The 19,770-nt window shown below is 71.1% G+C and carries 16 protein-coding genes; 6 read left to right on the plus strand and 10 right to left on the minus strand.

Annotated elements, in window-relative coordinates:
- Positions 1–30 precede the first annotated feature (30 nt).
- The 3 genes from ABD241_RS09530 to gyrB form a co-directional block, all read right to left on the minus strand.
- Entirely contained in the window at positions 31–744 is a 714-nt protein-coding gene (locus ABD241_RS09530; protein WP_344061136.1) for a DUF3566 domain-containing protein, read from the minus strand.
- Positions 741–3,296 (minus strand): DNA gyrase subunit A, encoded by a 2,556-nt coding sequence (gene gyrA, locus ABD241_RS09535; protein ID WP_425580768.1) that lies wholly within the window; start codon positions 3,294–3,296, stop codon positions 741–743. The genes ABD241_RS09530 and gyrA overlap by 4 nt, the downstream gene beginning before the upstream one ends.
- Positions 3,297–3,615: 319 nt before the next feature.
- Positions 3,616–5,697 carry a DNA topoisomerase (ATP-hydrolyzing) subunit B gene (gene gyrB / locus ABD241_RS09540; protein WP_344063470.1) on the minus strand — a complete coding sequence of 694 codons (2,082 nt, stop codon included), beginning with the start codon at positions 5,695–5,697 and terminating at the stop codon, positions 3,616–3,618.
- A gap of 628 nt (positions 5,698–6,325) precedes the next feature.
- Between gyrB and ABD241_RS09545 the strand changes: the two genes are divergently transcribed.
- Together ABD241_RS09545 and ABD241_RS09550 are read left to right on the plus strand one after the other, a co-directional pair.
- Complete coding sequence (locus ABD241_RS09545; RefSeq protein ID WP_344061139.1) at positions 6,326–6,832, plus strand: SigE family RNA polymerase sigma factor; 507 nt, start codon at positions 6,326–6,328, stop codon at positions 6,830–6,832.
- Positions 6,829–8,124: a hypothetical protein gene (locus tag ABD241_RS09550; protein WP_344061142.1), complete on the plus strand. Its 1,296-nt coding sequence runs from the start codon at positions 6,829–6,831 to the stop codon at positions 8,122–8,124. The genes ABD241_RS09545 and ABD241_RS09550 overlap by 4 nt, the downstream gene beginning before the upstream one ends.
- 9 nt (positions 8,125–8,133) lie before the next feature.
- Here ABD241_RS09550 and ABD241_RS09555 read toward each other — a convergent pair whose 3' ends face one another.
- The 6 genes from ABD241_RS09555 to ABD241_RS09580 form a co-directional block, all read right to left on the minus strand.
- Positions 8,134–9,606, minus strand: coding sequence for a protealysin inhibitor emfourin (locus ABD241_RS09555; protein ID WP_344061145.1), 1,473 nt, complete (start codon positions 9,604–9,606; stop codon positions 8,134–8,136).
- A 193-nt stretch (positions 9,607–9,799) separates the two neighbouring features.
- Positions 9,800–10,357, minus strand: coding sequence for a DciA family protein (locus ABD241_RS09560; RefSeq protein WP_344061148.1), 558 nt, complete (start codon positions 10,355–10,357; stop codon positions 9,800–9,802).
- Entirely contained in the window at positions 10,350–11,684 is a 1,335-nt protein-coding gene (gene recF, locus ABD241_RS09565; protein ID WP_344061151.1) for a DNA replication/repair protein RecF, read from the minus strand. Before recF ends, ABD241_RS09560 begins: the two co-directional genes overlap by 8 nt.
- A 75-nt stretch (positions 11,685–11,759) precedes the next feature.
- Positions 11,760–12,851, minus strand: a complete 1,092-nt coding sequence (gnd, locus tag ABD241_RS09570) for a phosphogluconate dehydrogenase (NAD(+)-dependent, decarboxylating) (RefSeq protein WP_425580731.1) — start codon at positions 12,849–12,851, stop codon at positions 11,760–11,762.
- 107 nt (positions 12,852–12,958) lie between these two features.
- Positions 12,959–14,086 carry a DNA polymerase III subunit beta gene (gene dnaN / locus ABD241_RS09575; protein ID WP_344061156.1) on the minus strand — a complete coding sequence of 376 codons (1,128 nt, stop codon included), beginning with the start codon at positions 14,084–14,086 and terminating at the stop codon, positions 12,959–12,961.
- 686 nt (positions 14,087–14,772) lie between these two features.
- Positions 14,773–15,540 (minus strand): TetR/AcrR family transcriptional regulator, encoded by a 768-nt coding sequence (locus ABD241_RS09580; protein ID WP_344061159.1) that lies wholly within the window; start codon positions 15,538–15,540, stop codon positions 14,773–14,775.
- A 121-nt stretch (positions 15,541–15,661) separates the two neighbouring features.
- Here ABD241_RS09580 and ABD241_RS09585 point away from each other — a divergent pair, with 121 nt between their 5' ends.
- On the plus strand, positions 15,662–16,648 hold the full coding sequence (locus tag ABD241_RS09585; protein ID WP_344061162.1) for an NAD-dependent epimerase/dehydratase family protein: 987 nt from the start codon (positions 15,662–15,664) through the stop codon (positions 16,646–16,648).
- A 56-nt stretch (positions 16,649–16,704) separates the two neighbouring features.
- On the opposite strand, the gene dnaA is transcribed toward ABD241_RS09585, so the two are convergent.
- On the minus strand, positions 16,705–18,339 hold the full coding sequence (gene dnaA, locus ABD241_RS09590; RefSeq protein WP_344061165.1) for a chromosomal replication initiator protein DnaA: 1,635 nt from the start codon (positions 18,337–18,339) through the stop codon (positions 16,705–16,707).
- A gap of 560 nt (positions 18,340–18,899) precedes the next feature.
- Here dnaA and rpmH point away from each other — a divergent pair.
- From rpmH to yidD, 3 genes are read left to right on the plus strand one after another with little or no spacing between them, the layout of a single operon-like run.
- Positions 18,900–19,037: a 50S ribosomal protein L34 gene (gene rpmH / locus ABD241_RS09595; RefSeq protein ID WP_010849920.1), complete on the plus strand. Its 138-nt coding sequence runs from the start codon at positions 18,900–18,902 to the stop codon at positions 19,035–19,037.
- A gap of 18 nt (positions 19,038–19,055) precedes the next feature.
- Positions 19,056–19,406 (plus strand): ribonuclease P protein component, encoded by a 351-nt coding sequence (gene rnpA, locus ABD241_RS09600; RefSeq protein ID WP_142219874.1) that lies wholly within the window; start codon positions 19,056–19,058, stop codon positions 19,404–19,406.
- Positions 19,403–19,690 (plus strand): membrane protein insertion efficiency factor YidD, encoded by a 288-nt coding sequence (gene yidD, locus ABD241_RS09605; protein WP_344061170.1) that lies wholly within the window; start codon positions 19,403–19,405, stop codon positions 19,688–19,690. The genes rnpA and yidD overlap by 4 nt, the downstream gene beginning before the upstream one ends.
- The last annotated feature ends 80 nt before the right edge of the window (positions 19,691–19,770 follow it).

Genomic DNA, 19,770 nt, shown 5'->3' on the forward strand with positions numbered 1-19,770 from the left:
ATGCCGTGTGGCCGGCTCGCGCTCGCCGGCTCAGTCGTCGGTGAGCGTGAGCTGCACGCCGCCGACGAGGGCGGAGCAGATGTTGTAGAGGAAGGCCATGACCGTCGCGATGGCCGTCATCAGGATGATGTCGATGACGCCGATGACGATCGAGAGGGAGACAACCCGACCGAAGCCGACGTAGTCCTTGATGGAGAACGGGTCGGAGGTCGTCGACTGCAGCGACTGCAGCACGCCCTCGATGTCGGTGAAGACGTTCATCGTCGAGAGGATCATCCACAGCACGGCGGTCAGGACGACGCCGGCGATGCCGATGGCCACCGAGAGCAGGAAGCTCATCTTCATGACCGACCACGGGTCGACCCGAGCGACCGCCAGGCGCACCCGACGCGGCCCCTTGTGCTTGCGAGGCGCGGTGGTGGTCCGGGCAGCGGTCCCGGTGGCACTCGCGGCACCGGCACCGGACTGACCCGTCTGGCCGGTCTGGCCCGATGGACTGGACTGCCCCGTCTGGTTCGGCTGTCCGGGATTCACCCGCTGCGTCGGGGCGGTGCGGTTGGTGACCGCCCCGCGGGAGAGCGCCGTGCCCTTGTCGCCGCTGGTGGCGCCGGACGTGCTGCCGGACGCGTTGGCGGGGCTGTAGTACGAGCCGTTCTGGCCGCTGCCCTCGGGCTGGGACCCGGAGCTCGTGCGCGTCGACGTGCCGGACCCGCTCAGGGAGCCCTCGGGGCTGGTCGCGCTCATTCGTCACCTCCGTTGTCGGACTCCGACGAGCTCGCCTCGTCGGCCGACGTCTGCTCCGACGGTACGCCATCGGCGGCAGGAACCGCAGCCGGCGCTCCAGTACCGGACGGCTGGTCGACGGGGTGGCCCTCCTCGATCTCGGCCACGGCGATGGCGGACTCGGCGTTGCGGGCCACTGCGACGATCGAGTCGCCCTTGTCGGGGGTCGCGAACTTCACGCCCTGCGAGGAGCGGCCGGTGTGGCGCACCTCGTCGACGCGCGAGCGCACGATCTTGCCCTTCTCCATGACGACCATGACCTCGTCGGTGTCGATCACGGTCAGGGCGCCGACGAGGTCGCCGCCCTTGTCGGAGAGCTTGGCGACCTTGATGCCGAGGCCGCCGCGGCCCTGGAGGCGGTACTCCGAGACAGGGGTGCGCTTGGCGAGGCCGTTCTCGAAGACGACGAAGACGTCGGGGCTCTCGCCCTCCTCGACCACCGACATGGCGAGGAGGTCGTCGCCGTCGCGGAACTTCATGCCGGTGACGCCCGAGGTCGAGCGGCCCATCGGGCGCAGCGCCTCGTCGGTCGCGGTGAAGCGCACCGACTGTCCCTTGCGCGAGACGAGGAGCAGGTCGTCGCGGTTCGAGGCCAGGCCGGCCCCGACGAGCTCGTCGCCGTCGCGCAGGTTGATCGCGATGAGACCGCCGGACCGGTTGGAGTCGTAGTCGGCCAGGCGGGTCTTCTTGACCAGCCCGGCGCGGGTGGCGAGGACGAGGTAGTCGGCCGACTCGTAGTCGCGGATGGCGAGCACCTGGGCGATCTGCTCCCCGGGCTGGAAGGCCATCAGGTTGGCCACGTGCTGGCCCTTGCTGTCCCGCGAGCCCTCGGGCAGCTCGTAGGCCTTGGCACGGTAGACCCGGCCGAGGTTGGTGAAGAAGAGCAGCCAGTGGTGGGTCGTCGTGGTGAAGAAGTGCTCGACGACGTCCTCCCCGCGAAGGGTGGCACCGCGTACGCCCTTGCCGCCGCGCTTCTGCGAGCGGTACTGGTCGACCCGCGTGCGCTTGGCGTAGCCGCCCCGGGTGATCGTGACGACGACGTCCTCCTCGGGGATGAGGTCCTCCATCGACATGTCGCCGTCGAAGGGCACGATCGTCGTGCGGCGTTCGTCGCCGTAGCGTTCGACGATGTCGGCGAGCTCCTCGCTGACGATGCGGCGCTGGCGCTCCGGCGAGGCGAGGATCGCGTGGTACTCGTCGATGAGGGCCTGCAGCTCGTCGTGCGCCTCGATGAGCTTCTCCCGCTCGAGGGCGGCCAGGCGACGCAGCTGCATGTTGAGGATCGCGTTGGCCTGGATCTCGTCGATCTCGAGGAGCTCGATCAGGCCCTCGCGGGCGATGTCGACGGTGCGCGACCCGCGGATGAGGGCGATCACCTCGTCGAGCCGGTCGAGCGCCTTGAGCAGGCCGCGCAGGATGTGGATGTCGGCCTCGGCCTTGTTGAGGCGGAAGGTCGTGCGCCGGACGATGACCTCGATCTGGTGGTCTACCCAGTGCCGGATGAAGCCGTCGAGCGGCAGCGTGCGCGGCACCTCGTCGACCAGGGCGAGCATGTTGGCGCCGAACGTCGTCTGCAGCTGGGTGTGCTTGTAGAGGTTGTTGAGCACGACCTTGGCGACGGCGTCGCGCTTGAGCACGATGACGAGTCGCTGCCCCGTGCGGCCCGAGGTCTCGTCACGGATGTCGGCGATGCCCGAGATCTTGCCGTCCTTGACGAGGTCGGCGATCTTGAGCGCGAGCATGTCGGGGTTGACCTGGTAGGGCAGCTCGGTGACGACGAGGCACTGGCGGTTCTGGATCTCCTCGACCTCGACGACCGCCCGCATGATGATCGAGCCCCGGCCCGTGCGGTAGGCCTCCTCGATGCCCTTGTGCCCCATGATGAGCGCGCCGGTGGGGAAGTCCGGGCCCTTGATGATGCCGAGCAGCGCCTCGAGCAGGTCCTCGCGCGAGATCTCGGGGTGGTCGAGGTAGTACTGCGCACCGGCCGCGACCTCGCGCAGGTTGTGCGCCGGGATCTGCGTGGCCATGCCGACGGCGATGCCGGCCGAGCCGTTGACGAGCAGGTTGGGGAAGCGGCTCGGCAGCACGGCCGGCTGCATCGTCTTGCCGTCGTAGTTGGGGACGAAGTCGACGGTGTCCTGCTCGATGTCGCGGACCATCTCCATCGCGATCGAGGCCATCCGGCACTCGGTGTATCGCGGAGCGGCGGCCCCGTCGTTGCCGCGGGAGCCGAAGTTGCCCTGGCCGTCGACGAGCGGGTAGCGCAGCGACCAGTCCTGCACGAGGCGCACCAGGGCGTCGTAGATCGCCGAGTCGCCGTGCGGGTGGTAGTGGCCCATGACGTCGCCGACGACGCGCGCGCACTTGTTGTAGCCGCGGTCGGGACGGTAGCCGCCGTCGTACATCGCGTAGACGATGCGCCGGTGCACCGGCTTGAGACCGTCGCGCACGTCGGGCAGGGCACGGCTGACGATGACCGACATCGCGTACTCGATGTAGCTGCGCTGCATCTCGGTGTTGAGGTCGATCGGCTCGACCCGGTCGTGCTGGCCGATGTCGGCCGGCACGACGACCGCGGTCGCGTCGGGGTTGCCCTCGTCGTCACCGTCGTCGTCGGTGGCGGCCGGGTCGGGGCCGAGGATGTCGTCGATGCTCGGTTCGGGCGTCTCGCCGCCGCCGCCGGGCACCTCGTTGACGTCGTCTCCGTCGTTGGGAGGCAGGTCGCTCACGTCAGATCCCTTTGTCTCTCAGTCACGTTCAGGCAGTCAGGGGGCGTATGCCGGGTGGTGACGTTTCACGTGGAACGCCCGGGACGGCATACGGCAGCGGTCAGATGTCGAGGAACTTCACGTCGCGGGCGTTCTTCTGGATGAACGACCGGCGGGACTCGACGTCCTCGCCCATGAGGACGGCGAAGACCTCGTCGGCCTTGGCCGCGTCGTCGAGCGTCACCTGCAGCAGCGTGCGGCTGTTCTGGTCCATCGTCGTCTCGCCGAGCTCCTGGTAGTTCATCTCGCCGAGGCCCTTGTAGCGCTGGATCGGGTTGTCCTTCGGCAGGCGCCAGCCCTTGCTCTCACCGAGCAGCTTGAGGCCGTCGCGCTCGCGGTCGCTGTAGGCGAACTGGTGCTCGGCGTTGGACCAGCGCAGCCGGAACAGCGGCGGCTGGGCGAGGTAGACGTAGCCGGCCTCGATGAGCGGGCGCATGAAGCGGAAGAGCAGCGTCAGCAGCAGGGTGCGGATGTGCATGCCGTCGACGTCGGCGTCGGCCATCAGCACGATCTTGTGGTAGCGGGCCTTGTCGATGTCGAAGTCCTCGCCGATGCCCGTGCCGAACGCGGAGATCAGCGCCTGGACCTCGTTGTTGGCGAGGATCTTGTCGATGCGCGCCTTCTCGACGTTGAGGATCTTGCCGCGGATCGGCAGGATCGCCTGGGTGTAGGGGTCGCGGGCCTGCGTCGCGGAGCCGCCGGCGCTGTCGCCCTCGACGATGAAGACCTCGGAGATCGCGGGGTTTTTGCTCTGGCAGTCCTTGAGCTTGCCCGGCAGGCCGCCCGACTCGAGCAGGCCCTTGCGACGCGTGGCCTCGCGGGCCTTGCGCGCCGCCATGCGCGCGGCCGCGGCCTGCACCGACTTGCGGACGATGTCCTTGCCCTCGTTGGGGTGCGCCTCGAGCCAGTGGCCGAACTCGTCGGTCATGGCGCGCTGGACGAAGCCCTTGACCTCGGAGTTGCCGAGCTTGGTCTTGGTCTGGCCCTCGAACTGCGGCTCGGCGAGCTTGACCGAGATGACGGCGGTCAGGCCCTCGCGGATGTCGTCGCCGGTGAGGTTCTCGTCCTTGTCCTTGAGGAGGTTCTGCTTGCGCGCGAACTCGTTGACGAGCTTGGTCATCGCCGCGCGGAAACCCTCCTCGTGCGTGCCGCCCTCGTGGGTGTTGATCGCGTTGGCGTAGGTGTGCACGGACTCGCTGTAGGCGCTGGTCCACTGCATCGCGAGCTCGAGGCTCAGCGACTTCGCCTCGTCCTCGACCTCGATGCTGATCACCTCGGGGTGCACCGGCTCACTGCGCTTGGAGCCGTTGAGGTGGTTGACGTAGTCGATGAGGCCGTTGTCGTAGCGGTAGCTGACCTTCTTGGCCGTGACCGTCTTCTTCTCGCCGGCCTCGGCGCTCGGGTCCTGCTCGTCCTCGTCCTGCTCGACCTCGGTGAGGTCGGAGTCCATGTCGTCGAGGTCGAGGTCACCGGCCGCCTCCTCGGCGGGGGCGACCCGCTCGTCGACGAGGTTGATGGTCAGGCCCTTGTTGAGGAAGGCCATCTGCTGGAACCGGGCCCGCAGCGTCTCGAAGTCGTACTCGACCGTCTCGAAGATGCCGGGGTTGGCCCAGAAGGTGATCGTGGTGCCGGTCTCGTCGGTGGCCTCCTGCTGCTCGAGGGGCCCGTCGGGCACGCCGTCGGTGAAGCTCATCCGGAAGACGTGGCCCTTCTGGCGGACCGCGGCCTTCAGGCGCGTGGAGAGGGCGTTGACGACCGAGCTGCCGACGCCGTGCAGGCCGCCGGAGACCTTGTAGCCGCCGCCGCCGAACTTGCCGCCGGCGTGCAGCTGGGTGAGCACGAGCTCGACGGCGCTGATCTTCTCGACCGGGTGGATGTCGGTGGGGATGCCGCGACCGTTGTCCTTGACCCGCACCCCGCCGTCGGCCAGGAGCGTGACGTCGATGGTGTCGGCGTAGCCGGCGAGGGCCTCGTCGACGGCGTTGTCGACGATCTCGTAGACGAGGTGGTGCAGGCCACGCGGGCCCGTGGACCCGATGTACATGCCCGGGCGCTTGCGAACCGCCTCGAGGCCCTCGAGCACGGTGATCTGGCTGGCGTCGTAGTCGACCCCGTTGGGACGCGTGTCGGCCGGGGGAGCCAGGACCGGCGGGACGGTGTCGTTGGCCGGGGCCTCGCTCGCGGGGATCTCGACGGACGAACCGTCGGCGGTGCCCGGCTCGCTGCCCGGGGAGAGGTCGGCTGCTGCGGCGGAGTCGGGTCCGGTGGAACTGGCGGTGGTGCTGGTGGTGATCGGCTCGTCAGCGTCGGACACGTCTCTCCTCGGTGGTCAGACCTCATGCGGGCGGCTCGACGTGGACGTCGAGCCGCAACCACCACAGTCTAGCGGTCCGGCGAGCAGAACCCTGCCCCCAGACGCGCGGAACGGCCATTTTGCGGGCCGGGAACCCGTGGATCCGAGGGGAGGATCACGACCCGGGTCCCCAGCGCGCCTCAGGCGCCCTCACCCATCGCGTCCTGCGGCCGGCCGGCAGGGCCCTCGCGTGCTGCCCATTCTCCTCGTTCCGGACGCCTCGGGCGAGGCCCGTCCACAGGCGGGTCCGCACCAGCGAGTCGGCCGTCAGGGGCTCTCCCGACTCGGCAGAATCGCGCCAGCGCCGACGACAACCTTCGGGGGCACCCCGGCGTCTGGAGGGGTGCCGGCACGGACGGCCGAGCCGACGCTCGCTGGGACGCCGGGACGGGACAGGGGACGGACAGGGGACACGGCCATGGACGACGCGCAACGCAGGGCCGACTTCACGGCATACGTGATGGCACGCGAGCAGGCGCTGGCCCGACTCGCCTACCTGCTCACCGGCAACCGCGACGCCGCCGAGGACCTGGTGCAGAACGCGCTCGCGAAGGTCTACCGCAGCTGGCACCGGGTGCAGGCCAGCGAGCTGCCCGACGCCTACGTGCGCCGGATCATGGTCAACGAGAACAACTCGCGGTGGCGCAGCCTCCTGCGCCGGCACGAGAGCCCGAGCAGCCACGTGCTCGAGGTGCTCGACCCGCCGGTGGCTGCCGGCCTGGACCACGCCGCGTCCATGGATCTGTGGAACCACGTGCAGAGCCTCCCCGGACGGCAGCGGGCGGCGATCGTGCTCCGCTACTACGAGGATCTCTCCGAGGCGCAGACCGCCGAGGTCCTCGGCTGCTCCGTCGGCACCGTCAAGAGCCACACCAGCCGCGCGATCTCCGCGCTGCGCACCCGGATGAGCGAGGCCACCGCATGAGCGACGTCGACCCGAACCTCAGGGACCTGCTGGGCGAGCGTGCCGCGGGCGTACGCGTCGTCGCGGGCCTCGCCGAGCGGGCGATCGAGCGGGACCGGTCCAACCGGCGTCGCGAGCTCGGCGTCGCTGCCCTGGCCGCCGGACTGGTGCTCGCTGTGGCGGTGCCTGTCGGCTGGGCCTCGATGGGCTCGGGCGGCAACCGGCCTGTCCCCGCGGGACCCACCCTCTCCACCCGCATGCCGACCAGCGCACCGACGAGCACGCCGGGACAACCCACCACCCCACCGCGCCGGAGTGTGACGACGTCCACCACGCCGACGTCGATCCCGACCCTCCGGCCGACGGGCGCAGCGGATGCCGCCCAGTTGGCTCCCGCGACCGGCGCGCCGACGACCGCAACCGACGCCGGCTACGTCGCCGACGGGGTGTTCCACCGCGGCACGACGACGATCCAGCTCCCACAGGACCTGCGCACTCCGTCATTCGTCGCTCGGTTGGGGGACGGGCTCCTGGTGTCCGGTCCACAGGGCTGGACCGTCGTCAGGCGGGACGGTCGCAGGGGCCCGGTGATCACGGCGTCCCAGCAGTCGCCGCACGTTGCCGCCGACCTGCAGCACGTGCTGCTCAACGACCCGGGTGGGACGCTCATCTACGCGGACAGCACCGGCAAGACGCTCGCCACGCTCGCCCCGCGGTCGACCGACACCGGCTACTACGCCGCCGGCCTGGTCGGCACCACTGCGTATGCCGCACGACCCGACACCGGGACGTCCATCGCCTGGGACGTCGCGACGGGACGGGTCACGCCGGTCACCGGGGAGCTCTCGGCGGTGAACGCGGTCACGTCGACCGGTATCGCGTACCAGAAGACAGACGCGCGGCCCGACGGGTCCAACAGCTGCAGCGCCCTGGTCGACCTCGCCTCGGGCCGAGACCTGTGGCGGATGTGCGCGCCCCTGCGGTTCCTCGGCTTCTCGGACGACGGCGCCTACCTGATCGCGACCGGGCACGTCGATGGGCTCTCGCCCTGGCGCTTCCCGAGCCTGGTCGTCATCCGGGCCTCGGACGGAGCGATCGTCCTACAAGGGGACCCAGCGAAGGCGGATCCCGCCAACGGTGGCGTCGGCGCCCACCTGGGGGGCGACGAACGCCTCACCCTGCAGGTCGGGAACGGGCAGTCGGGCACCCTCCAGAGCTGCGGGCTCGACGGGAAGTGCGCAGTGGTCGGCAAAGCGCAGCAGCTGCCGACCGACCCCGCAACCCCCGGCCCGTACGTCGTCTCGACGAACTGAGCGCGGGGTTCAGCCCTCGCTGAGAGTGCGCTCGAAGAGGGAGTGGATGGCCTCGGGCAGGTGCGGCTCCTGGACGGTGATGTCGCAGCCGACCTCGTCGCACACGACCGAGTAGACGTAGGCGTCGGGGTGGGTGCGCTCGGTGGAGGCGGCGATGCGCTGCAGCGTGGGCGCGGCCAGCAGGTGCTGCCAGTCCTTCGCATCGCGCTCGGGCAGCTCGCCGATGGCTACACGTCGCTCACGGACCAGCCCGGCGAACCCGCCGGAGCGCCGGAGGACCACCTGCGTGTCGGCGCCTGGGGTGCTGCCGCTCCGACCCTCGGAGGAGGGCGCCGAGACACCACCAGCGGGCGACGTGCTGCCGCCAGCGCCGGCAGTCAGCACCCCCACCTGCTCCCAGGCGGTCTGCACGGCCGACTGCTCCTTGGACCCGTCACCGTGGAGGCGGCCCGCAGCCTCGACCGTGAGGCCGGCGAAGGTCGCGAAGTCGCAGTCCGCCTTGATCCCGTCGCCGGACACGACGGCGTACCAGATCGCGCCGGCGCCCTCCCAGGCGTTGCCGCCGATGGCCAGGGCGGCGAGCACGAACGCACGGTTGGGGATGCCGGAGTTGGTGTGCACCCCGCCGTTGTCGTCGGAGGTGTCGACGTAGTGAGCCATGTCGGCCGGCTGCGGGTCCTTGCCCAGGCGCGGGTCGTCGTAGGCGGTGCCGGGGTTGCGCATGTCGCGCAGCGCCCGGCCCTTGACCGTCGGGGCGAGCAGGTCGGCGCCGACCAGCCAGTCGGCCTCGGCCGCGCTCTGCCCGAGGTGCTTCTGCTTGACGAGCACCCCGAAGACGTCGGAGATCGACTCGTTCAGCGCACCTGACTGCCCCTGGTAGAGCAGGCCGGCGGTGTGCTCGGTGACGCCGTGGGCGAGCTCGTGGCCGATGACGTCGAGGCTCTTGGTGAAGCGCTGGAAGATGACGCCGTCACCGTCGCCGAAGACCATCTGCGAGCCGTCCCAGAAGGCGTTGTCGTAGTTCTGGCCGTAGTGGACGGTCGCCAGCAGCGGCATCCCCTTGCCGTCGAGCGAGTCGCGGGCGTATGCCGTCCACCACAGCTGCCAGGTCGCGCCGAGCCCGTCGTAGGCCTCGTCCGCCGCAGGGTCACCCGTGGCCTGCCCTCCCTCACGCCGCACCTCCGTGCCGGGGGTCGTCTGGCTGCCCTTGGTGTCGTAGATGGTGCGCTGCGGTCCGGCGCCGGACACCGACCCGGGCGCAGGAGTGTCTTCCCGCCGGGGTGCACGGCGACCCGTCGGGCGCGCCGTCGGGGTGCGGCGAGCGGCACGGAGGCGCTCGTCGTGGCGCAGGGCCGCGCGCGCCTGGGCAGCCAGGCCCGGCTCGTCGCTCGCCGCCAGCGCCTCGAGGATGTAGGGCGGCACGATCGTGCAGTGCGCCCCGTGGGACGCCGGTCCGGTGGTCGAGGTCTCGGTCGAGGTCATGAAGCCAGTCTGCGACCGGACACCGACACTCGCCCGCCGAGAGATTCCGGCCGGCTCGGTTGCCCTCGTGCCCATGCGCTACGAGCCACCCGACGTCGGGAGAGTGCACCTGGCCTGTGGATAAACGCACGAAACTGCCCACTCGACGTGGAGGGGGCGGGTGCGCGCCGGGGCGGGGAGGTGACGTGCGGCGTCAGCCGTAGGTGTCGCGCGGCCCGCGTGAGTCGGGGGAGCGCCGGCCGCCGCGGCTCCACGAGGGAGCACCGGGTCCTACCACCTTGAGCTCGGTGACCGCGCCGACGCCGATTTCCTCGTCGATCCGGGCCAGCAGCGACGACGCCAGCAGCCGCATCTGGGTGGCCCAGGCCGTGGAGTCGGCGCGCACGGTGAGGATGCCGTCGACGAAGGTGAGCGGCTCGACGTGTCCGGCGATGTCGGGCCCCACGATCTCGGGCCAGCGGCCCATGACCGAGCCGACGGCGACGTCGACCTTCCAGCCCCGGTCGATGAGCAGCCGGTCGAGCTGGTCACCGAGCAGCGCGGGGTCGCGCCCGTCCCGTGAGGAGCCGGACAGCACCGGGGCGTGGCCGATGGGGCGGCGGCGCTTCTTCGGCTTCATCCCCGGGCGCAGGCCCTTCTCGGCCGCGGCTGCCCTGGCTCGGGCGAGGGCCGACGCCGCCGCGTCGGCGATCCGGGTGTCCTCGTCGCTCGGCTCGGGCACCTCCGCCGGGTCGAGCTCCTCGTCAGCCACCGTCGGCCTCCTCGCTCACATCCTCACCCACATCCGCGGCGACCACCTCACCGGGCGCGGCCGGGTCGGCCTCGTCAGCGTGCCCTTCCGCGGCTGCGCCCCCGGGAAGGACGGGCGCAGGGCCGGCGAGGTGGACCTGGCCCAGCTCGACGGCATACGTGGTCCCGCTCTCCCGCAGCACGTCGGGGACGTCGGCGCCGACGGCCGCGGTGATGAGCACCTGCTCGCAGTCGGCGACGAGAGTCGCGAGGCGCTCGCGGCGGCCGGAGTCGAGCTCGGCGAAGACGTCGTCGAGCACGAGCACGGGGTCGTCGCCGAGGTCGCGACGCAGGAGGCGGTATGCCGCGAGCTTGAGTCCCAGCGCGAAGCTCCACGACTCACCGTGGCTGGCGTAGCCCTTGGCCGGGAGGTCGCCGAGCGAGAGCACGAGGTCGTCGCGGTGCGGACCTGCCAGGGAGACGCCGCGTTCGATCTCGTTGGACCGCACCTGCGCGAGCGTGTCGAGCATCCCGGCGCGGAGCTCGTCGATCTCGGGCACCTCACCGGCGGCGAGCCGCTTGGCGAGGTCCTCGTGCAGGGAGCTGCGGTAGGTGGCGCGGGCGTTGGACGACGCCGCACTCACGGCGTCGTAGCACTCCGCGAGGTCGGGGGCGAGGTCGCGCAGCAGCCGCAGGCGGGCGTAGAGGAGCTGCGCGCCGACGGTGGAGAGGTGGTCGTTCCACACGTCGAGCGTGTGCAACGCCGACTCACGCGCCTCGTCGAGCGGCAGGTCACCCTCACGTGGCCGCGGCGGGCGGCGGGCACCCTTGCGCAGCACCGGGGCGGCGGACTTCAGCAGGGCGTTGCGCTGCTTGAGGATCTTGTCGTAGTCCGAACGCACCCCAGACCAGCGCGGCTGGCGCTGTACCAGCAGCTCGTCGAGGAAACGGCGCCGCTCGGAGGGGTCACCCTTGACGAGGGCCAGGTCCTCCGGCGCGAAGAGCACCGTGCGCACCGTGCCGAGCACGTCGCGCGGGCGGGAGACCGGGGAACGCCCGAGCCGAGCCCGTTTGGCCCGGCCCGGGGTGATCTCGAGCTCGACCATGGTCTCGCGGTCGTCCCGCACGATCGCGCCGCGCACGATCGCCTGCGCGGCGCCGAACCGCACGAGCGGCTGGTCGGTGGCCACCCGGTGCGACCCCAGCGTCGCGAGGTAGCCCACCGCCTCCACGAGGTTGGTCTTGCCCTGCCCGTTGAGCCCCACGAGCGTGGTGACCCCCGGCGTCAACGCGAGCTCGGCGCTCGGGTAGCTCCGGAAGTCCTTGAGGGTCAGGTGGCGGACGTGCACGTCAGGGTTGCTGGTTCTCGAGAGGTCGACAACGGGGCGCGGCCGGCGGCTCGGCGCCGGCCGCAGGCGCCGGTGTCAGGACGAGGTGTCCTGGGTGCCGGACGTCGGCCCGCCACCGGGCGTGCCGCCGCCGGTGGAGCCGGTGCCGGAGGACGGGCCGGCGGTCGCGGCCGCGACGGCGGCCTGGCTCGGCTGGTCGGGGGTGGTGGCCTGCTCCTTGGCGGCGGCCGGAGCCGGGTGGGTGGACCCCTCGGCGCCGGTCTGGCGGCGCAGCTCCTCACCCTCGGCGATGGACATCACCTGGTGGCCGCCGAACTGGCCGCGCAGCGCCGCGACGGCCTGCATCGTGGGCGAGCTCTGCTGGCGCGAGGCGAACCGGGCGAAGAGGGAGGCCGAGATGACCGGCATCGGCACGCCGAGGGCGATGGCCTCCTCGACGGTCCAGCGGCCCTCGCCGGAGTCGTTGGTGTAGTCGGAGACGTCGTCGAGGTGCGGGTTCTCCTCGAGCGCCTTGACCATGAGGTCGAGCAGCCACGACCGGACGACGGTGCCGCGGCTCCACGCCTTGAAGGCGCCCGGGACGTCCTTGACGATGTCCTTCTTCTCGAGCAGCTCGTAGCCCTCGGCGTAGGCCGCCATCAGGCCGTACTCGATGCCGTTGTGGACCATCTTCGTGTAGTGCCCGGCGCCGACCTCGCCCGCGTGCACGAAGCCCTCCTCGCGCGGGCCCTCGGGGCGCAGCGCGTCGAAGATCGGCATGGCGCGCTCGACCCACTTCTCCTCGCCGCCGCACATCAGGCCGTAGCCGTTCTCGAGGCCCCAGATGCCTCCGCTGACGCCGCAGTCGACGTAGCCGATCTGCTTCGCGCCGAGCAGCTCGGCGTTCTCGAAGTCGTCGGTGAAGCGGGAGTTGCCGCCGTCGATGACGAGGTCGCCGGGCTCGAGCAGGTCGCCGAGCGCCTTGACGGTCTCTCGCGTGGGGTCGCCGGCCGGGACCATGACCCACACGACACGCGGTGCCTCGAGGGCCTGGACCAGCTCGGGGAGGGTGCCCACGTCCGCGACGTCGGGGTTGCGGTCGAAGCCGACGACCTCGTGTCCGGCGCGGCGCAACCGCTCGCGCATGTTGCCGCCCATCTTGCCGAGACCGATGAGACCGAGCTGCATGTCGCGTGCCTTTCTGCGGGGGAGCGTGCGGGGCTGTTCGAGGCTACGCCTGCCCGGCGGCATACGGCGCGGGCAGGGGTGCTGGCGGGTGGGGGCGCCCGCTGGGCTCAGCTGGCGAAGCGCACCGGCATGAGGACGTAGCGGTAGCTGCTGTCAGGCTGCGAGTCAGCCTCGGCCTGGCCGGTCAGCACGGCGGGGCGGCTCGGCTGCGTGAACGACAGGCGGCTCCACTGCGTGCCGACCGCGTGCAGGCCGTCGAGCAGGAACTGCGGGTTGAAGGCGATCTGGATCTCGGGGCCGTCGAGGGTCGCCTCGACCGCCTCGGAGGCCTGCGCGTCGTCGCCGGTGCCGGCCTCGATGGCGACCTGGCCGTCGGTGAACTTCAGCAGCACCGGGGTGTTGCGCTCGGCGACGAGCGCCACGCGCTTGACGGCCTCCTCGAGCGCCGCCGTCTCGACGACCGCCTCGGTGTCGACCGAGGTCGGGAAGATCGAGGTCACCTTGGGGTACTCCCCGTCGAGCAGTCGGGTGGTCGCGCGGCGGCGCCCCGCCTCGAAGCCGATGAGCCCGTCACCGCCCTGGCCGAGGGCGAGCTCGACGGAGCCGCTGGCGCCGAGCGCCCGGGCGGTGTCGGAGAGCTGGCGGGCCGGGATGAGGGCCACGTGGCTGGCGTCGGGCGCCGCGGGGCTCCACGTCAGCTCGCGCATCGCCAGGCGGTAGCGGTCGGTGGCAAGAAGGGTCACCTTGTCGCCGTCGATCTCCATGCGGACGCCCGTGAGGATGGGCAGCGTGTCGCCCTTGTCGGCGGCGACCGAGACCTGGGCGACCGCCTGCGTGAAGACGTCGCCGGCGATGGTTCCGCTCGCCTCGGGAGCGGCGGGGAGCGTCGGGTAGTCCGACACGGGCATCTCGCGCAGCGCGAACCGCGAGGACCCGCACGCCACGTTGACCTTCGTGCCGTCGGTGCTGACGTCGATCGGCTTGTTGGGCAGGTTGCGCGAGATGTCGGCGAGCAGGCGCCCGAGGACGAGCACCTGGCCGGCCTCGGCCACGTCGGCCGGGACGGTGATGCGCGCGGACATCTCGTAGTCGAACGCCGAGAGCGTCAGCGTGCCGTCCTCGTCGGCCTCGACGAGCACGCCCGCGAGGACCGGCACGGGCGGACGCGCCGGCAGGCCACGGGCCACCCAGGTCACGGCCTCGGCCAGGACGTCTCGCTCAACCCGAAACTTCACGGTGCACTCACTTCGACGGGGAAGGACATTGGGGATCAGACACTAGTGCCTGCCGGTGACCGGCACCACACACACTCCCGAATCGGGCAGGACGTCCCAATCGGCCTGAATCGGCCGTCGTCGGGCGGCCCGCGTCGTCCGGTCCCGCGAAGCCTCGTTGTCGGGGCTTCTCCCTGGTTAGAGGGTCTCGTCATAGTCATAGGTGCTGTGGATCCTGTGGACAACCCGCGTCGTCGCTGGTCACGCCCTCGATCGGCATGTGCACGACGTGTGGGGCGTGGACAGCCGCGACCCCGAGCGGCTGGGGACGGAGTTCCGGCGTGCACATCGTCCCCACAGCCGCGGCTCGGCTTGTCCGCAGCCTCCCGGTGCTCGTCCACAGATATCCACAGGCCGATGTGGAAACACGGAGGGCATATGCCCGCTTTGCCGTGCCAGCGGACTAGACAGCTGTGCAGAACCTGACGCCACGTTTTCCCCAGAGTTGTCCACAGCCGGTGGACAACCGGGGGGCCGGCGTCATCCCCGAGCGTCGCGGCCCCGTCGTCACGCGTGGGTCACGGTGTGCACACAGCTGTGGAGAAACCTGTGGACGGCTGTGGGCGCATGCCGCGGAGGCGCGGCCGCGTCCCGTCTGCCGGGCGGCGATGGACCAGCCCGCGACTAGTCACCGATCACGAAGGGGACTACGCCGGCGGCGCGATGATGCAGCGGCGCGAGACGCCGAGGAGGCACTCGAACAGTGCCGCGCCGTCGGGCAGCGGGCCGAGCTGAGCGAACACCTCGCTCGTGACGCCACCAAGGAGGAGCGTCCAGGCCGCCACACCCTGGGCGAGCGTTGCGGCGTCCAGACCCGTCTCGTCGAACATGGCGTCCTGCAGCAGGGGACCGGCCCCGGCGGCGGCGGCGTCCGGGTCAACCCCCAGGTGGCCTGCGTCGGCCAGGCGGCCGGCCGCCCGAATGTCGGCCAGCAGCCGCACGAGCAGCGCGAGCACTGCCGTGCCGGACTCGACGGTGCGCTCGGGAGGAGCCTCGTAGTCGGGAACGGGGGAGCCGTAGATCAGGGCGAAGTCGTGCGGACGCTCGAGCGCCCAGGTCCGGAGGGCGCGCCCGACTGCGTCCCACCGGGCCTCCAGTTCGTGGCGCGGCACGGCGTCGTGGGCGGTGCCCACGGCAGCAGCCAAGGAGGAGAAGGAGTCGACGATGAGCCGCGTCAAGAGCTCGTCCCGGCTGTCCACGTAGCGGTAGATGCCCGAGGAGACCATGCCGAGGTCGCGGGCGATGGCGCGCAGGCTCAGCGCCGCCGCTCCCTGGTGTGCGAGGTGCTCGCGGGCGACCCGGAGGATGTCTGCCTCGATGGCGCGCCGGTTCTGCGCCCGCTTTCCTCCAGGTCTCGGGACGCCGGCCCCGGGGGCTGTCGGTTCGGCGGCCGGCGGGGCACTCGATCTGTCCATGCCCCGAGCCTGCCACAGTTCGACGATCAAATGTGAGCAGTGCTCTTGTTTTTCTCGGGGGTCTCGTGCATGCTCGATATGTGAGCGGTGCTCACATCAGACCTCGATCCCAGGAGAGACCATGAGCCATCACCTCGTGCTCGGCGCCGGCGGCGTCGGCCGGTCCACCACCACCGAGCTCGTCGCGCTCGGTCACACCGTCACCGTGGCCTCACGCTCCGGACGCGTCACCGAGCGTCCGTGGGAGGCCCTGCACCCCGACGCCGTCGAGGTCGTCCGCGTCGACGCCGGTGACGCGTCCGCGGTGCGCGCGCTGGCCCGAGGCGCCACCAGCATCGTCAACGCCGTCAACCCGCCGAGCTACCTGACGTGGGACACCGACTGGCCGCCCGTGGCGGCCGCCACGCTCGCAGCAGCCGAGGCCACGGGCGCCGGCCTCGTCATCATCGGCAACCTCTACGGCTACGGCCGGGTGGACGGCCCGATGCACGAGGGCGACCCGATGCGGCCGGCCGGCCACAAGGGCGCGCTCCGCGCCGACATGTGGCACCAGGCCCTGGCCCGCCACGAGGCCGGGGCCCTTCGCGTCACCGAGCTGCGCTCGAGCGACTACTTCGGTCCGGGCACGACGCCGCGCACGAGCTACCTGAACGACATCGTCGTCGACGCGCTGCTCGCCGGGAGACCGCCGTTCGTCCCCGTGGGCCGACCGGACGCACCGCACTCGTGGACCTACGTCCCCGACGTCGGTCGGCTCGCCGCGCTGGTCGCGACCCGGGACGACGGGTGGGGCCGGCCCTGGCACGTGCCGACCGCGCCGGCGCGCACCTTCGAGGAGGCCGCCGCCGACGTCGCCCGCCTCGCCGGGGTCAAGGCCCGGCGGGTCCGGACGCTGCCCCGACCGATCGGCACCGCGGCCGGTCTCGTCGTGCCCTTCATGCGCGAGGTACGCGAGACCCGCCACCAGTTCGAGCGGCCGTTCGTGCTCGACTCGGACCTCACGCAGCGCACCTTCGACCTCGCGCCGACCCCGTGGGAGGAGGCGCTGGCGGTGACCATCGCAGCCCGGCGCCACGCGAAGCTCGCCACGACGGCCGCCGCCCTCTGAGTCCCACCCGGCCCCACGGCATACGGCAGGCCGAGAGGGAGAAGGCGGAGGCGCCGCTAGTGGGACTGCTGGCGGATCCGGTTGGTCAGCTCGGTGACCTGGTTGTAGATGGCGCGGCGCTCGCCCATCAGCTCACGGATCTTGCGGTCGGCGTGCATGACCGTGGTGTGGTCGCGGCCGCCGAAGTGCTGGCCGATCTTCGGCAGCGACAGGTCGGTCATCTCGCGGCACAGGTACATCGCGATCTGGCGGGCCGTGACGAGCTGCCGCGAGCGGGACGAGCCGCACAGGTCCTCGAGCGTCACCGCGTAGTACGCGGCCGTCACGGCCATGATGGTCGCCGCCGTCACCTGGTTGGGCGTCTCGTTGGGCAGCACGTCCTTGAGGACGATCTCGGCGAGCGGCAGGTCGACGGCCTGCCGGTTGAGGTTGCTGAACGCGGTGACGCGGATCAGCGCGCCCTCGAGCTCGCGGATGTTGGTGCTGAAGTTCGTCGCGATGTACTCGAGGACGTCGTCCGGCACCTTCATCCGGTCCTGGATCGCCTTCTTGCGCAGGATCGCGATGCGGGTCTCGAGGTCGGGCGGCTGCACGTCGGTCAGCAGGCCCGACTCGAAGCGCGTGCGCATCCGGTCCTCGAAGCCCGACAGCTCGCGCGGCGGCAGGTCGCTGGTGATGACGATCTGCTTGTTCGCGTTGTGCAGCGTGTTGAAGGTGTGGAAGAACTCCTCCTGGGTCTGCAGCTTGCCCTGGAGGAACTGGATGTCGTCGATGAGCAGCACGTCGACGCTGCGGTAGCGGTTCTGGAACGCGCTCGCCTTGTCGTCACGGATGCTGTTGATGAAGTCGTTGGTGAACTCCTCGGAGTTCACGTAGCGCACCCGGACGTTGGGGAACATCGTCCGGGCATAGTGCCCGATCGCGTGGAGCAGGTGCGTCTTGCCCAGTCCCGACTCGCCGTAGACGAAGAGCGGGTTGTACGCCTTGGCCGGGGCCTCGGCGACCGCGACGGCGGCCGCGTGGGCGAACCGGTTGCTCGCGCCGATGACGAAGGTGTCGAACGTGTACTTCGGGTTGAGGCGGGTGTCGCCGGGCGAGCTGGGCTCGGGGCGGTGCTGCAGGCGCAGCGGGCCGCTCTCGCCGCCGCTCAGCGGGTCGGGCCCGAGCTCCATCCGGGTCTGGCCCCCGGGGTATGCCGGCTGGCGCGGCTCGTCGAAGTCGGCACCGTTGAGCGCCGGTGCGCTCTCCTCCAGGTCGCGCAGCGGGTTGGCCACCGGGTTGGCCACCGGGTTGGACACCGGGGAGCCGTAGCCGCCATAACCGGCCGAGCCGTTGTGGGCCGGCGGCCTGGCCGGAACGCCGCGGGAGCCGTCGTGCACCGACGCCTGGCCGGTCGGCTCGTCGGTGACGAGGCCGAGGTCGGTCTCGAGGCTCTCGTCGACGGACACCGCCAGCTGGACCGGGTGCCCGAGCTCGCTGGCCAGGGCGGTGTGGATCTGCTCGCGGACGCGCTGCTCGAGGAAGTCCTTGGTGAAGGTGTTGGGGGCGCGCACCAGCGCGGTCTGGTCGAGCACCCCGACGAGACGGCACAGCCGGACGAACGCACGCTCCTGGTTGGACAGGCCGACCGAGTCGAGGGTGCCGAGCGTCTGTCGCCAGATCTGCGCGTAGTCGACGCCTGTCTCGCTCAACTGGACCCACCTACCCCTGATCTCTTCTGTGCACTTGCTGGCTTGTCGGCTCGACACGGGTCGAGCCGAGCTCGAAGCGTCGTGGTCCGTTCGATGTCGACGCCGAGGCCCCCATCGGTGTCCGCGGACTGGTGCCCGGCGAAACGATGCCCTGTTGTCCACACGTTTGTCCACAGCCTGTGCAGAAGGTGGCGAGGATCGTGAGAGTCGAAAACCTACAGTGACGACGGCGACAATGACAATCGAAGCGTCGACAGATCTTTCGCGGTTCCGGCGTGTCGGCTTGCAATCGTGCGCCGAGGTTCGAGGATTGGTGGTTTCGGCCGTCTCTCGCGCGGCCGCCTGCGCCGGTTTGACCCCCGTTCCGGCGCTCCCGTATCGTTGACCGAGCGTGTCTGCGACCTCTTTCGCATGCCCATGGCCCTTCGGGAGCCGGCCCGGCCGGATCCTGCCTCTCCATGGGCTTGCCGATTGCGGTCGCATCGGCCACCGCCAGCCCCACCCGGGCGCCGCGCCGACGTCCTGACGTCGAGCGGGCGCCGCAACCTACGGAGATCCACGTGAGCAAGCGCACCTTCCAGCCGAACAACCGTCGCCGCGCCAAGACGCACGGCTTCCGCCTGCGCATGCGCACGCGTGCCGGCCGTGCCATCCTCGCCGCCCGTCGTCGCAAGGGCCGCGCCGAGCTCTCGGCCTGAGCCGCCTGAGGCCGCGGCGTGCTGCCGGCACGTCACCGACTGCGTGAACGGTCGGACTTCACCTCGGCAGTACGCGGGCCTGGCGCCAGCAGAGCAGGCGGGCGACTCATCGTCGTGCATGCCAACCGGACCGATGCGCGTGCGGATCTTCCGCCGCGCGTCGGTTTTGTTGTGTCCAAGGCCGTCGGCAACGCCGTCGTGCGCAACCGCACCAAGCGCCGGCTGCGCGCCAGCGTCGCGAGCCGGCTGAACGGCATACCGACGGGTCTGGACCTCGTGGTCCGGGCCAACCCTGCGGCCGCCGACGCAGGTTGGGACGAGCTCGACCTCGCCGTGGCCCGCGGCCTCGAGAAGGCGTGCCGGCGATGAGCGCCACGCTGAACCAGGTGCTCGCCTCCCCGCTCGTGCTCGCCGTGCGCTTCTACCAGCGCTTCGTCTCCCCGCTCAGGCCACCGACCTGCCGCTTCTACCCCAGCTGTTCCGCGTATGCCGTCGAGGCGCTCACCCGGTTCGGTCCCGTGCGTGGGGGCTGGCTGACGATCCGCCGGCTCGGCCGGTGTCACCCCTGGACTCCCGGCGGCGTCGACCCCGTCCCGGAGACCTGGGCCTCGCGCGGCGACGTGCGACCCGAGGACTTCCGTCCCAACCCCTGACCCACCGGCATATCGTTGCCGACCAGTGGTGAGCGGCCCTCCAGCTCGAACACCCAGCTGGACCGGCCGGCCCACCAGAC

It is taken from the genome of Terrabacter lapilli (assembly GCF_039531305.1).
In the GTDB taxonomy this organism is placed as follows: domain Bacteria; phylum Actinomycetota; class Actinomycetes; order Actinomycetales; family Dermatophilaceae; genus Terrabacter; species Terrabacter lapilli.